Source organism: Blastococcus sp. SYSU DS0616 (genome assembly GCF_054051015.1).
Window position 1 is genome coordinate 17,351 of the sequence record NZ_JBJHAJ010000018.1, and the last position, 13,033, is coordinate 30,383.

Below are 13,033 nucleotides of genomic sequence, written 5' to 3' on the forward strand. Positions count from 1 at the left end.
CGGCGGGGTCCGGCCGGGGAGAGCAGGGTCACGCGGGGGTCGGGGGAGGCCCCGGTACCCTCGGCGGCATGTCCCGCGTGGTCGTCGACGTCGTCCTGAAGCCGGAGATCTCCGACCCTCAGGGGCAGGCGGTCCTCGGCGCCCTCGGCCGGCTCGGCCACGACTCCGTCCGGAGCGTCCGCCAGGGCAAGCACTTCGTGCTCGAGGTCGACGGCACCCCCGACGAGGCGGAGCTGAAGCAGATCGCCGAGACGCTGCTGGCCAACCCGGTCATCGAGGACGTCGAACTGCACCTCCCCACCGACTGAGAGAGCGACCGTGCGCATCGGTGTCATCACCTTCCCGGGCTCCCTGGACGACGTCGACGCCGCGCGCGCGGTGCGGCTCGCCGGGGGTGAGCCCGTCGCCCTCTGGCACGCCGACCACGACCTGCAGGACGTCGACGCCGTCGTCCTCCCCGGTGGCTTCTCCTACGGCGACTACCTCCGGGCCGGAGCCATCGCCGCCCGCTCCCCGCTGATGCAGGACGTCGTGGCCGCGGCGAATCGCGGCCTCCCGGTGCTCGGCATCTGCAACGGCTTCCAGGTGCTCTGCGAGGCCGGGCTCCTGCCGGGCGCGCTCACCCGCAACAGCCACCTGCACTTCCGCAACCGCGACCAGGTGCTGGTGGTCGAGCGCGCCGACACGGCCTGGACGCAGGACTACGCGACCGGCCAGCGCATCGTCATCCCCGTGAAGAACGGTGAGGGCCGCTACGTCGCCGCCGACGCCGAGCTGGACCGGCTGGAGGGCGAGGGCCGGGTCGTGTTCCGCTACGTCGACGGGAACCCGAACGGGTCCAGCCGCGACATCGCCGGCGTCACCAGCGAGAACGGCCGGGTCGTCGGCCTCATGCCGCACCCCGAGCACGCGATCGAGGATCTCACCGGGCCGTCGACCGACGGCCTGGGCTTCTTCACCAGCGTCCTGAAGGCGGTCGTGAACGCGTGAGCGACGACGTGACGGCGGGGCAGGCGAGCGCCACCGCGGGGCTCTCCGAGCTCGACACCGGTCCGGGGCGGCTGGCCAACCGGCTGGACACCGTCGAGCTGGCGGCGAGCACCCCGGACGACGAGCAGCCGTACGCCGAGCTGGGCCTCAAGGCCGACGAGTACGCCCGCATCAAGAGCATCCTCGGCCGCCGCCCGACCACGGCGGAGCTCGCGATGTACAGCGTCATGTGGAGCGAGCACTGCTCCTACAAGAGCTCCAAGGTCCACCTCCGGCAGTTCGGTGACCTGCCTCCCAGCGACGCCCTGCTGGTCGGCATCGGCGAGAACGCCGGTGTGGTCGACGTCGGCGACGGCTACGCGGTGACCTTCAAGGTCGAGAGCCACAACCACCCGAGCTACGTGGAGCCCTACCAGGGCGCGGCCACCGGCGTCGGCGGCATCGTGCGCGACATCCTGACCATGGGCGCCCGCCCGATCGCGGTCATGGACTCGCTCCGGTTCGGCCGGGCCGACGCCCCCGACACCGCCCGGGTGCTGCCCGGCGTCGTCGCCGGGGTGGGGGGCTACGGCAACTGCCTGGGCCTGCCCAACATCGGGGGCGAGGTCCTCTTCGACGACTGCTACGCCGGCAACCCGCTGGTCAACGCGCTGTGCGTCGGGGTCATGAAGCACGAGGACGTGCGGCTGGCCAAGGCCGAGGGAGTCGGGAACAAGGTCATCCTGTTCGGCGCCCGCACCGGCGGCGACGGCATCGGCGGGGTCAGCGTGCTGGCCAGCGAGACCTTCGACGCCGAGGGCCCGGCGAAGCGCCCGAGCGTGCAGGTGGGCGACCCGTTCACCGAGAAGCTGCTCATCGAGGCGTGCCTGGAGATCTTCCAGCAGGACCTCGTCACCGGCATCCAGGACCTCGGCGGCGCCGGCCTCTCCTGCGCCACCAGCGAGCTGGCCAGCGCCGGCACCGGCGGCATGCACGTCGACCTCGACACCGTCCCGCTGCGCGACAGCACCCTGACGCCCGCCGAGATCCTGATGAGCGAGTCGCAGGAGCGCATGTGCGCGATCGTCGAGCCCGACAAGGTCGACGCCTTCCTGGCCGTCTGCCGCAAGTGGGACGTGCTGGCCACCGTCATCGGTGAGGTCACCGACGGCGACCGGCTCACCGTCGACTGGCACGGCGAGCGGATCGTCGACGTCCCGCCGCGCACCGTGGCCCACGAGGGCCCGGTGTACGAGCGGCCGATGGCCCGGCCGCGCGACCTCGACGCCCTGCAGGCCGACGACGCCGGGAACCTGCCCCGGCCGCAGACCGGCGCCGAGCTCCAGGCCCACTGGCTGGCGGTCGTCAGCAGCCCGGACGGCGCGGACAAGACCTGGGTCACCGAGCAGTACGACCGCTACGTCCGCGGCAACACGGTGCTCGCCCAGCCCGACGACGCCGGGGTGGTGCGCATCGACGAGCAGAGTCACCGCGGCATCGCGCTCTCGCTCGACGGCAACGGCCGGTACGCCCGCCTGGACCCCTACACCGGCGCGCAGCTCAACCTCGCCGAGGCTTACCGCAACGTGGCCGTCTCCGGCGCGAAGCCTCTCGCCGTCACCAACTGCCTCAACTTCGGCTCCCCGGAGAACCCCGAGGTGATGTGGCAGTTCGCCGAGGCCGTGCGCGGCCTGGCCGACGGCTGCCGCGAGCTCGGCCTGCCGGTCACCGGCGGCAACGTCAGCCTCTACAACCAGACCGGCGACGTGGCGATCAACCCGACCCCGGTCATCGGTGTGCTCGGTGTGCACCAGGACGTCCGCACCCGGGTCTCCTCCGGCTGGCGGGCGGCCGGGGAGACGGTGCTCCTGCTGGGCACCACCCGCCCGGAGTTCGGCGGCTCCGCGTGGGCGAGCGTCGTGCACGACCACCTCGGGGGGCGGCCGCCGGCGGTCGACCTGGCCGCGGAGCGGGCGCTGGGCGACCTGCTGGGCGCCCTCGGCCGCGAAGGCGTGATCAGCTCCGCGCACGACCTGGCCGACGGCGGGCTGGCCCAGGCGCTCACCGAGTCGGCGCTGCGGTACGGCGTCGGCGCCGCCCTGGACCTCGGTGCGGACCCGTTCACCGCGCTGTTCAGCGAGTCCACCGCCCGGGCGGTCGTCACCACGTCCGACCCGGGCGGGGTGAAGACCACCGCCGAGTGGGCGGGCGTGCCGGTCACCGAGCTCGGGACGACGGGGGGCGACTCGGTCGCCGTGGCCGGCCTGCTCGAGCTGCCGCTGGCCGAGCTGCGCGCCGCGTGGACCGCGACGCTGCCGGCTCTCTTCGGCGGTCCGGAGCACAGCACCCCGCTCACCGTCCCGGCGGGCACCGTCCCCACCTCCTGATGCCGGCGCCCATCCCGGCCGAGGAGCTGCGTGCGGTGGTCGACCCGGTGCGGGCCTGGCTGGCGGGGGAGGCGGAGCAGCCGCCCCGGGCGGTGCTGGGTGCCGCCGTGAAGACGACGGCGCGCTGGCTGGCCCAGCAGGTGCCGGGCCGCTCGGTGGAGCTGCGGGTGCCGCCGCACGTCGCCGTCCAGTGCGTCGAGGGGCCCCGGCACACCCGCGGCACGCCGCCGAACGTCGTCGAGACCGACGCGGCGACCTGGCTCCGGCTGGCCACCGGGCAGCTCACCTGGGACGAGGCCGTCGCCGGGGGGACGCTCACCGCGAGCGGCAACCGCGCCGACCTCTCCGCTCTGCTCCCGCTGCGTCCGCTCCGCTGAGGCCCCGGGAACACGACAGCGGCGGGGATCCCGGGAGGGATCCCCGCCGCTGCGGGTGGTGCGAGGGTCAGCCGCCGAAGAGCGCGCTGGCCGCCTTCACCGTGTTGTACAGGCCGTAGGCCAGCGGGACGCCGACCAGGGTCCACGCGAATGCGATCAGGGCCACCGGCGTGTGCGTGGTCGGCTGCTCGCCGGTCCGGGACGCGGGAGTGCTCATCGGATGCTCCGTTCGGGCTCGGCGGCCGTGGTGGGGATGTCGGTCTGCTTGGGCTCGAAGTACTTCTCCGACACCGGCTTGATCAGCAGGTTCGCGACGAAGCCGACGGCCAGCAGGCCGACCATGATGAACAGCGCGGGCCGGTAGTCACCGGCGACGAGCTGACCCGGCGTCCCGCGGGCGTCGAGGACGCCGTTGATGATCAGCGGGCCGACGACGCCGGCGGCCGCCCAGGCGGTCAGCAGCCGGCCGTGGATGGCGCCCACCTGGTAGGTGCCGAAGAGATCGCGCAGGTAGGCCGGGACCGTCGCGAAGCCACCACCGTAGAAGCTGATGATGATCGCGGCGGTGACCACGAAGATCCAGGTCGCGGTGCTGCCGAGGGTCGCCAGGATGACGTACAGCACGATGCCGACGCCGAGGTAGACCATGTAGATCGGCTTGCGCCCGATGTAGTCCGACGTCGAGGACCACACGAAGCGGCCCGCCATGTTGAACAGCGACAGCAGGCCCACGAAGCCCGCGGCCGTGGCGGCGAGGACGGTGGAGGTCTCACCGGTGCGGAAGAAGTCCTGGATCATCGGCGCGGCCTGCTCGAGGATGCCGATGCCCGCGGTCACGTTGCAGAACAGCACCGTCCAGAGCAGCCAGAACTGCGGCGTCTTGATCGCGTTGTTGGCCGAGACGTTCTCCGTGGTGACCAGCGACTTCTGCTTGACGGCCGACGGGTCGAAGCCGTCGGGCCGCCAGTTGGCTGCCGGGACGCGGATGATGAACGCGCCGAACATCATGAAGACCAGGTAGATCAGGCCCAGGGTCAGGAACAGGCCCGCGACGGCGTTACCGCTGGGCACCGTGCCGGCGATGGCCGGGTCGTAGTTCGGGTCGTACCAGTTCATGAGCTGGCGGGACAGCGGCGAGGCGATGAGCGCGCCACCACCGAAGCCCATGATCGCCATGCCGGTGGCCAGGCCCGGGCGGTCGGGGAACCACTTGATGAGCGTGGAGACCGGCGAGATGTAGCCGATGCCCAGGCCGATGCCGCCGAGGAAGCCGTAGCCGAGGTAGAGCAGCCAGAGCTGCTCGGTGTAGATGCCGAGCGAGCCGACGAGGAAGCCCGACACCCAGAAGACGGCCGAGGTGAACATGGCGGCGCGGGGGCCGTTCTTGTCCACCCAGGTGCCGAAGACGGCGGCCGAGAGGCCGAGCATCACGATGGCGATCGAGAAGATGATCCCGATCTGGGTGAGGCCCGTGTCGAAGTGCTCCACGAGCGCGACCTTGTAGACACTGGTCGCGTACGCCTGGCCGATGCACAGATGGACGGCGAGAGCCGCCGGCGGGATCAGCCAGCGGTTGAATCCTGGCCGGGCGACGATGCGCTCGCGTGCCAGGAAACTGGGTACTGCCACGGGGTGTACCTCCGGGGACGGGAACCGGTGCGTCCGGATGGACACCACCGGGACGCGCCCTGTGATATGGGTCGCTATCGGGTCGCACCGTACGTGGCCGTCCGTGCTATTGCGCGCTCAACATGCAACTCGTGATCCTCGCGTGACCACCCGACCGCAGGGCGGAAGGGGATTCAGCCGCCCGCTGTGCCTCCGCCTAGGGTGCAGGCATGGCGTACGAGGTGCGGGGCGTGGTCGCCCGCGGCAAGGGACAGCCCGTCACGGTGGAAACCATCGTCGTTCCCGATCCGGGCCCCGGTGAGGCGGTCGTGGACGTGCAGGCCTGCGGGGTCTGCCACACCGACCTGCACTACCGCGAGGGCGGCATCAACGACGACTTCCCGTTCCTGCTGGGCCACGAGGCGGCCGGCGTGGTCGCGGCAGTGGGCGAGGGCGTCACGAACGTGGCCGTCGGGGACTACGTCGTCCTGAACTGGCGGGCCGTGTGCGGGGAGTGCCGCGCGTGCCGCAAGGGTGCGCTGCAGTACTGCTTCAACACCCACAACGCCGCGCAGAAGATGACGCTGGCCGACGGCACGGAGCTCTCCCCGGCCCTGGGCATCGGCGCCTTCGCCGAGAAGACGCTCGTCCACTCCGGGCAGTGCACGAAGGTCGACCCGGCTGCGCCCCCGACGGCCGCCGGGCTGCTCGGCTGCGGGGTGATGGCCGGCGTCGGCGCGGCGATCAACACCGGTGGCGTGCAGCGTGGCGAGACGGTCGCCGTCTTCGGCTGCGGCGGCGTCGGCGACGCCGCGATCGCCGGCGCGAAGCTCGCCGGCGCGACGACGATCATCGCCGTCGACATCGACGACCGGAAGCTGGAGTGGGCCCGGAAGTTCGGCGCCACCCACACCGTGAACTCGAAGGAGACCGACGCCGTCGAGGCGATCAAGGCCGCCACCGGTGGCTTCGGCGTCGACGTCGCCATCGACGCCGTGGGCCACCCGAAGGTGTTCGAGCAGGCCTTCTACGCCCGCGACCTCGCCGGCCGCGTGGTCATGGTCGGCGTCCCCACGCCGGGCATGGAGATCACCCTGCCGGCGATCGAGGTCTTCGGCCGGGGTGGGGCGGTGAAGAGCTCCTGGTACGGCGACTGCCTGCCCAGCCGCGACTTCCCGATGCTGGTCGACCTCTACCTGCAGGGCCGGTTCCCGCTCGACGACTTCGTCACCGAGACCATCGGCGTGGACGACGTCGAGGAGGCATTCCACAAGATGCACGCCGGTGACGTGCTGCGCTCGGTCGTGGTGTTCGACAAGTGAGCACCGCGCGCATCGAGAAGGTCGTGATCCCCGGCGTCTTCTCCCTGGACGGCCAGGACTTCGACGTCGAGAACAACGTGTGGCTCGTCGGCGACGACGACGAGGTGCTGGTGATCGACGCCCCGCACGACGCGGCCCCCATCGTGGCGGCCGTCGGCGGCCGGAACGTCACCGCGATCGTGCTCACGCACGGGCACAACGACCACATCACCGCCGCGCCGGCGCTCCGCGAGGCGACCGGCGCCCCGATCTGGTTCCACCCGATGGACCGGATGCTGTGGGACGTCGTGCACCCGGACGCCGCACCCGACCGGGAGCTCCTGGCCGGCACGCGGTTCACGGTGGCCGGTGCGACGCTCACCGCGTTGCACACCCCGGGTCACTCGCCGGGGAGCACCTGCCTGCACGCGCCGGACCTGAGCACGGTCTTCACCGGTGACACGCTGTTCTGCGGCGGTCCGGGAGCCACCGGGCGCTCGTTCAGCGACCGCCCGACGATCGAGCACTCGATCCGCTCGGAGCTGTTCACCCTCCACGGCGACACGGTGGTGCGGACCGGGCACGGCGACGACACCACGATCGCCGCGGAGCTCCGCACCCTCGGCTGACCCCCGCCCCTGGTTCTGGGGGACGACGCCGCCCGCTCACCCGCCGGCGGTGTCGTCCTCCGCCGGACGCCGGCGCTTGCTGCCGGACCGGCTCTTGGGCTCGGAGGACCTCTTGGGCTGGGACCGGCTCTTCGCCTCGGACCCGGCCTTGGGCTCGGACCGGCTCGTGGGCTCGGGCCGGCTCTTCGCCTCGGACCCGCTCGTGGGCTCGGACCCGGCCTCGGGCTCGGACCCGCTCGTGGCATCGGACGGGCTCGTGCGGGGCTGCGGGCTCGTCCGCTCGAGGTTCTGGCGGATCGCCGCCACGTCGAGTGCGAGGTCCTCGAGGGCCTCCACCGCGCGCGTGGCGAGGGCGAACGTCAGGTTCTCGCGCTGCTCCCTGGGGCTGGGCTCGCGATGCCGCTGTGCACTCCCGGGATCGCGGGCGGATGACTCACGCATCCGGCGCGTCGCCTCCGACCACGGATCGTCGGTGCCCCGCGCATCGCCGAGGAGATCGCGCAGCATCCGCTGCGCCATCGCCAGGAAGTCGCCCGGGTCGGGTCGGTCGTTCGCCATCGTCTGCCTCCTCCGGCGGTGAGGACGCGGCCGGTGGGGAAACGTGCGCGACCCCGCCGGGGTTCCCGTCAGGCGGCGACGCGCCGCTGCGCGGAGGCGAAGCCGAGCCAGGTGTGCCGGTTGCCGGCCCAGCACCAGCCGACCTTGGGTGCCCCCCGCCGGTCGCGGCCGTCGCGCCCGGTGCCGTTGCTGATCCACAGCGCCGGCGTCCGGGCGTCCAGGCGTCCGTCGGGCCTGCGCAGCCGCGAGCCGATCGTCATGAAGCAGGCGTTCCGGGCCAGGACCTCCGGGCACTGGAGCAGCCAGTGGATGCCCTCGCCGAGCGTGAGCGGCGTCCGGCCGGCACCCAGGATGGCGGGCAGTGCCTCGTCCGGGCTCCAGTTCCGCCACTGGTCGCCGCGCTCGAGTCCGCTCACGGCGTAGACCGGGGTGGCGGGCAGCTCGACCGACTCGACGGGTGCGAAGGCGTCGAGGTCGGTCATGTCCGCGACGACGAAACCGGCCTTGCCGGCCAGCGTCACGAGCGGGGCGAGCCCCGACACGGGTGCCCGGTCGGGGTGCACCACCAGCAGGGCGCCGGGGGCGAGTCCGTCGGCCGCGGCGCGCAGGTCGGCCGCCGTCACGTCGGCGATCCCGGGTAGGCCGAGGGCGATCAACCGCTCGGCCTGGGCCGCAGCCGGGGGGAGAGGGGCGAGCAGCGTGGGCACAGGCGGACCTCCGGGGCCGGTGGGAACTGGCCGACAACGCGCTGCCCGGACACCTGGTTCCCGCCCGCCGGTCCCGCGACCAGCGGCGACGACCCACCGGGGTGACGCGGCCCACCCGCTCGGCTCTCGGTTCGGTGGCGCGCGCCGGTACGCTCGACCCCGTGCCTCGCGGTGATGGACGGCTGACGCACGACCTCGATCCCCAGTTCCCCGGACCTCAGGACGCCTGCGGCGTCTTCGGTGTGTGGGCGCCGGGGGAGGAGGTCGCGAAGCTGACCTATTTCGGTCTGTACGCGCTCCAGCACCGCGGTCAGGAGGCGGCGGGGATCGCGGTGTCCGACGGCGCCTCGGTCGTCGTCTACAAGGACCTCGGGCTGGTCAGCCAGGTCTTCGACGAGCCGACCCTCGGCAGCCTCCGCGGCCACCTGGCCGTCGGTCACACCCGGTACTCGACGACCGGGGCCTCCACGTGGGAGAACGCGCAGCCGACGTTCCGCACCACCGAGGCCGGCACCGGCCTGGCGCTCTGCCACAACGGGAACCTGGTCAACACCGCCGAGCTCGCCAGCAAGGCCGCCGACGCCGGTGTCCCGGGGGCCTTCGTGGCGACCAACGACTCCGACCTGGTCACCGCGCTCATCGCCTCCTACCAGGACGTCTCGGTCGAGGCGGCGGCGATGGAGGTGCTGCCGCAGCTGCGGGGCGCCTTCTCCATCACCTTCATGGACGAGGACACGCTCTACGCCGCGCGTGACCCGCAGGGCGTGCGCCCGCTGGTGCTCGGCCGGCTCGAGCGCGGCTGGGTGGTGGCCAGCGAGACCGCCGCGCTGGACATCGTCGGCGCCTCCGTGGTGCGCGAGGTCGAGCCCGGCGAGCTGATCGCCATCGACGAGAACGGCCTGCGCAGCCAGCACTTCGCCCCGGCGGAGCCCAAGGGCTGCGTCTTCGAGTACGTCTACCTGGCGCGGCCCGACACCACGATCTCCGGGCGCAGCGTGCACGCGGCGCGCGTGGAGATCGGCCGCCGGCTGGCGAAGGAGCACCCCGCCGACGCCGACCTCGTGATCCCGGTGCCCGAGTCGGGCACCCCGGCGGCGGTCGGCTACGCCGAGGCCTCGGGCATCCCCTACGGGCTGGGCCTGGTCAAGAACTCCTACGTGGGCCGCACGTTCATCCAGCCCAGCCAGACCATCCGGCAGCTGGGCATCCGGCTCAAGCTGAACCCGCTGCGCGACGTCATCCGCGGCAAGCGGCTCGTGGTCGTCGACGACTCGATCGTGCGCGGGAACACGCAGCGCGCGCTGGTCCGGATGCTGCGCGAGGCCGGTGCGGTCGAGGTGCACGTCCGCATCGCGTCGCCGCCGGTCAAGTGGCCGTGCTTCTACGGCATCGACTTCGCCAGCCGGGCCGAGCTGATCGCCAACGGCCTGGACATCGACGGGGTGCGGGCGTCGGTCAACGCCGACTCCCTCGGGTACGTCTCCGAGCAGGGGCTGATCGCGGCCACCGAGCAGCCGGTCAACCGGCTGTGCACCGCCTGCTTCACCGGCGAGTACCCGATCCCGCTGGGTGCCCCCGAGGTGCTGGGCAAGCACGTGCTCGAGGGCATCGGCCAGCGCGCGGTGAGCGGCTGGACCGGTCAGCAGGCCGGTAGCGCCGCGGTCCCCGGTGGCGCCGAGGACGCGCTGAGGCGGCCGTGAGCCGCGGGAGCGACGCCGGGCAGTTCACCTACGCCGCCTCAGGCGTCGACATCGACGCCGGCGAGCGCGCCGTCACCCTCATGAAGGCCGCTGTCGAGCGGACCAACCGGCCCGAGGTGGTCGGCGGGCTCGGCGGCTTCGCCGGCCTGTTCGCCCTCGACGTGCAGAAGTACCGCAGGCCCCTGCTGGCGTCCTCGACCGACGGCGTCGGGACGAAGATCGCCCTGGCCCGGCAGCTGGACCGGCACGACACGGTGGGCATCGACCTGGTGGCGATGGTCGTCGACGACCTGGTCGCCTGCGGCGCCGAGCCGCTGTTCCTGCAGGACTACGTGGCCTGCGGGAAGGTCGTGCCGGAGCGGATCGCCGCGATCGTCACCGGCATCGCGGCAGGGTGCACCCAGGCCGGCGCCGCGCTGGTCGGCGGCGAGACCGCCGAGCACGGCGACCTCATGGGCGCCGACGACTACGACCTGGCCGCCACCGCCGTCGGGGTCGTGGAGGCCGACGCCGTCCTCGGTCCGGAGCGGGTGCGCAGCGGCGACGCGGTCGTCGCGATGGCGTCGTCCGGCTTCCACTCCAACGGCTATTCGCTGGTGCGGCGCGTGGTCTCGGCGGCGGGGCTCGACCTGGCCGCCACCCCTGCGGGCCTCGACCGGCCGCTGGGCGACGAGCTGCTCGAGCCCACCCGCATCTACGCCCGCGACTGCCTGGCGCTGGTCGAGGAGCTCGGCGTGGAGGCGGTGCACGCCTTCGCGCACATCACCGGCGGCGGGCTGGCCGGCAACACCGCGCGCGTGGTCCCCGACGGGCTGCAGGCGGTCCTGGACCGCGGCACCTGGACGCTCCCGGCCGCGGTGCGGCTCATGGAGGAGCACGGGGTGCCGCGGGCGGAGTCCGAGCGCGCCTTCAACTGCGGCGTCGGCATGGTCGCCGCCGTCGCGCCGGAGCAGGCGGACGCCACGGTCGCGCTGCTCACCGCCCGGGGCGTTCCCGCGTGGGTCGCCGGAACCGTGCTCGAGCCGGCGGGGCAGGCGCCGGCGGCGGAGCTCGTCGGCACCTACCGCTGAGCCGACCAGAGCGACACCCGCCGCTACGACACCGCTGCGACGTCACCCCAGCCCTGCGCTCGTCCTCCGAGGGCCACAGCCCTGGGATGACGACCACCGCGCTGGGGTGGTGAGCACGGTGGCCGGTGAGCTCGCCGCCGAGCCGACGCGGACCCGACACCACGACACCGCTGCCCCGAGGGGCGGCGGTGTCGTGGTGTCGACGGATCAGGTGCCCGGACCGCCGGTCAGCGGCTGGCCGCCCAGTCGTCGTCCGAGTCGTCGTCCGCCCAGCGGTCGGCGTACTCGTCGTCCTCGTCGTCGTCGTCCTTCGCCGCGCTGGGCGCGGTGTAGGTCGACGACGAACCGGCCAGCTCGCGCTGCAGCGCGGTGAGGTCGGTGTTGGGTGAGCTGTACTTGAGCTCACGGGCCACGCGTGTCTGCTTGGCCTTCGCTCGGCCGCGCCCCATCGGCTCGACCCCCTCATTACGGAGTGCGGAGGCCCAGCCAAGCGGCTGATGCGGCCCGCATGGCGACCCCGACTGAGTGACTATGTCTCGGACAACATTACGACACGGATCGGCGACGGGCACACGCCCTCCCCCTCAGGAGGTGTGCGCGCCCTCCACCGGTCGGCGCGGGAGCCGGATCGTGGCCAGCCGGCCGACCGAGCGCATCCGCTCCTCGGCGAGCCGGTCGGCGGCGGCTGCGGGGGAGATGCCCTCGGCGTCGGCGAGCGCGAACACCCGCAGCGCGACGTCGAAGATCCCCGAGGCCTTGGCCCGGGCGCGGTCGAACGAGAAGCCGTGCCGCTCGTCCTCCACCTGGATCACCCCGCCGGCGTTGACCAGGAAGTCGGGCGCGTAGAGGACGCCGCGTGCGCGGAGCCGGTCGGCCGCCCCGGGGCTGCCCAGCTGGTTGTTCGCCCCGCCGCACACGATCCGGCCCGGCAGCGCCTCCACCGTCTCGTCGTCCAGGGCCCCGCCGAGTGCGCAGGGCGCGTAGACGTCGTGCGGCGTGCGCACGAGGGCGGCGGTGTCGGCGACGGCGCGCACCTGCGGGTGCCGGGCCCGCACCCGCTCGACGGCGCCGGGGTCCACGTCGGTGACCACGACGTCGGCGCCGTCCTGCACGAGGTGGTCGACCAGCCAGGACCCGACCTTGCCGACGCCGGCGACGGCCACGGTCCGCCCGCCCAGCGCGGGGGTGCCCCAGCAGTGCTGGGCGGCGGCCCGCATGCCCTGGAAGACGCCGTAGGCGGTGAGCACGGAGGAGTCGCCGCACCCGCCGTAGGCCTCCGAGCGGCCGTGCGCGTACCGGGTCTCGCGTGCCACGACGTCCAGGTCGGCGTTGTACGTGCCGACGTCGCAGGCGGTGAGGTAGCGCCCGCCCAGGGACTCCACGAACCGGCCGTAGGCCCGCAGCAGCGCCTCGCTCCTGTCGGTGCGCGGATCGCCGATGATCACGGCCTTGCCGCCGCCGAGGTCCAGGCCGGCCAGGCTGTTCTTGTACGACATGGCGGCCGACAGCCGCAGCACGTCGGCCACCGCCGCGTCCTCGCTGGCGTAGGGGTAGAAGCGGGTGCCCCCCAGCGCCGGCCCGAGGGTCGTGGAGTGGATCGCGATGATCGCGCGCAGCCCCGAACCGGGATCGCTGCAGAAGACGACCTGCTCATGACCGGATGCCAGCACGTCCACGACGCCGAGCCTAGGCCGACCGGGCGTCGCCCGGTCGGTGGAAGTGACCTG

Annotated in this window: 14 protein-coding genes; 8 read left to right on the top strand and 6 right to left on the bottom strand. The window is 73.1% G+C overall.

The genetic code is table 11. The annotated features are described in order from the left end of the window. Nucleotides 1-68: 68 nt before the first annotated feature. Genes purS through ACI79K_RS14085 form a run of 4 tightly spaced genes read left to right on the top strand, consistent with a single transcriptional unit; the run spans nt 69 to nt 3,733 of the window. Nucleotides 69-308: a phosphoribosylformylglycinamidine synthase subunit PurS gene (gene purS, locus ACI79K_RS14070; protein ID WP_041776830.1), complete on the top strand. Its 240-nt coding sequence runs from the start codon at nt 69-71 to the stop codon at nt 306-308. Nucleotides 309-318: 10 nt separating this feature from the next. Further along, complete coding sequence (gene purQ / locus ACI79K_RS14075; protein ID WP_456590026.1) at nt 319-990, top strand: phosphoribosylformylglycinamidine synthase subunit PurQ; 672 nt, start codon at nt 319-321, stop codon at nt 988-990. Continuing rightward, entirely contained in the window at nt 987-3,356 is a 2,370-nt protein-coding gene (gene purL, locus ACI79K_RS14080) for a phosphoribosylformylglycinamidine synthase subunit PurL (RefSeq protein ID WP_456590025.1), read from the top strand. The genes purQ and purL overlap by 4 nt, the downstream gene beginning before the upstream one ends. Beyond that, nucleotides 3,356-3,733: a sterol carrier family protein gene (locus tag ACI79K_RS14085; RefSeq protein WP_456590024.1), complete on the top strand. Its 378-nt coding sequence runs from the start codon at nt 3,356-3,358 to the stop codon at nt 3,731-3,733. The genes purL and ACI79K_RS14085 overlap by 1 nt, the downstream gene beginning before the upstream one ends. 67 nt (nt 3,734-3,800) lie before the next feature. Here the strand turns inward: ACI79K_RS14085 and ACI79K_RS14090 are convergent, their stop codons facing one another. Next, nucleotides 3,801-3,950 carry an MFS transporter small subunit gene (locus ACI79K_RS14090; protein ID WP_456590023.1) on the bottom strand — a complete coding sequence of 50 codons (150 nt, stop codon included), beginning with the start codon at nt 3,948-3,950 and terminating at the stop codon, nt 3,801-3,803. After that, nucleotides 3,947-5,362: an OFA family MFS transporter gene (locus ACI79K_RS14095; protein ID WP_456590022.1), complete on the bottom strand. Its 1,416-nt coding sequence runs from the start codon at nt 5,360-5,362 to the stop codon at nt 3,947-3,949. Before ACI79K_RS14095 ends, ACI79K_RS14090 begins: the two co-directional genes overlap by 4 nt. 209 nt (nt 5,363-5,571) lie before the next feature. On the opposite strand from ACI79K_RS14095, the gene ACI79K_RS14100 reads away from it, so the two are divergent. Further along, nucleotides 5,572-6,663: an S-(hydroxymethyl)mycothiol dehydrogenase gene (locus ACI79K_RS14100; RefSeq protein ID WP_456590021.1), complete on the top strand. Its 1,092-nt coding sequence runs from the start codon at nt 5,572-5,574 to the stop codon at nt 6,661-6,663. Continuing rightward, complete coding sequence (locus tag ACI79K_RS14105) at nt 6,660-7,271, top strand: MBL fold metallo-hydrolase (protein ID WP_456590020.1); 612 nt, start codon at nt 6,660-6,662, stop codon at nt 7,269-7,271. Before ACI79K_RS14100 ends, ACI79K_RS14105 begins: the two co-directional genes overlap by 4 nt. A gap of 36 nt (nt 7,272-7,307) precedes the next feature. Here the strand turns inward: ACI79K_RS14105 and ACI79K_RS14110 are convergent, their stop codons facing one another. Together ACI79K_RS14110 and ACI79K_RS14115 are read right to left on the bottom strand one after the other, a co-directional pair. Beyond that, nucleotides 7,308-7,829, bottom strand: a complete 522-nt coding sequence (locus tag ACI79K_RS14110) for a hypothetical protein (RefSeq protein WP_456600001.1) — start codon at nt 7,827-7,829, stop codon at nt 7,308-7,310. A 68-nt stretch (nt 7,830-7,897) separates the two neighbouring features. Then, nucleotides 7,898-8,536: a DUF5701 family protein gene (locus ACI79K_RS14115; RefSeq protein ID WP_456600002.1), complete on the bottom strand. Its 639-nt coding sequence runs from the start codon at nt 8,534-8,536 to the stop codon at nt 7,898-7,900. Nucleotides 8,537-8,697: 161 nt separating this feature from the next. Here ACI79K_RS14115 and purF point away from each other — a divergent pair, with 161 nt between their 5' ends. Then, a complete protein-coding gene (gene purF, locus ACI79K_RS14120; RefSeq protein WP_456590017.1) occupies nt 8,698-10,236 on the top strand; it encodes an amidophosphoribosyltransferase in 1,539 nt (512 codons plus the stop codon). After that, complete coding sequence (purM, locus tag ACI79K_RS14125; protein WP_456590016.1) at nt 10,233-11,306, top strand: phosphoribosylformylglycinamidine cyclo-ligase; 1,074 nt, start codon at nt 10,233-10,235, stop codon at nt 11,304-11,306. Before purF ends, purM begins: the two co-directional genes overlap by 4 nt. Nucleotides 11,307-11,533: 227 nt before the next feature. On the opposite strand, the gene ACI79K_RS14130 is transcribed toward purM, so the two are convergent. Further along, complete coding sequence (locus tag ACI79K_RS14130) at nt 11,534-11,755, bottom strand: DUF3073 domain-containing protein (RefSeq protein ID WP_456590015.1); 222 nt, start codon at nt 11,753-11,755, stop codon at nt 11,534-11,536. Nucleotides 11,756-11,890: 135 nt separating this feature from the next. Beyond that, nucleotides 11,891-12,982 (bottom strand): Glu/Leu/Phe/Val family dehydrogenase, encoded by a 1,092-nt coding sequence (locus ACI79K_RS14135; protein WP_456590014.1) that lies wholly within the window; start codon nt 12,980-12,982, stop codon nt 11,891-11,893. Between the last annotated feature and the right edge of the window lie 51 nt (nt 12,983-13,033).

Bases quoted from the DNA above. Each gene is read 5' to 3' on its own strand.
- purS (WP_041776830.1), top strand. From the start codon at position 69: ATGTCCCGCGTGGTCGTCGACGTCGTCCTGAAGCCGGAGATCTCCGAC.
- ACI79K_RS14085 (WP_456590024.1), top strand. From the start codon at position 3,356: ATGCCGGCGCCCATCCCGGCCGAGGAGCTGCGTGCGGTGGTCGACCCG.
- ACI79K_RS14090 (WP_456590023.1), bottom strand. From the start codon at position 3,950: ATGAGCACTCCCGCGTCCCGGACCGGCGAGCAGCCGACCACGCACACG.
- ACI79K_RS14100 (WP_456590021.1), top strand. From the start codon at position 5,572: ATGGCGTACGAGGTGCGGGGCGTGGTCGCCCGCGGCAAGGGACAGCCC.
- ACI79K_RS14110 (WP_456600001.1), bottom strand. From the start codon at position 7,829: ATGGCGAACGACCGACCCGACCCGGGCGACTTCCTGGCGATGGCGCAG.
- ACI79K_RS14130 (WP_456590015.1), bottom strand. From the start codon at position 11,755: ATGGGGCGCGGCCGAGCGAAGGCCAAGCAGACACGCGTGGCCCGTGAG.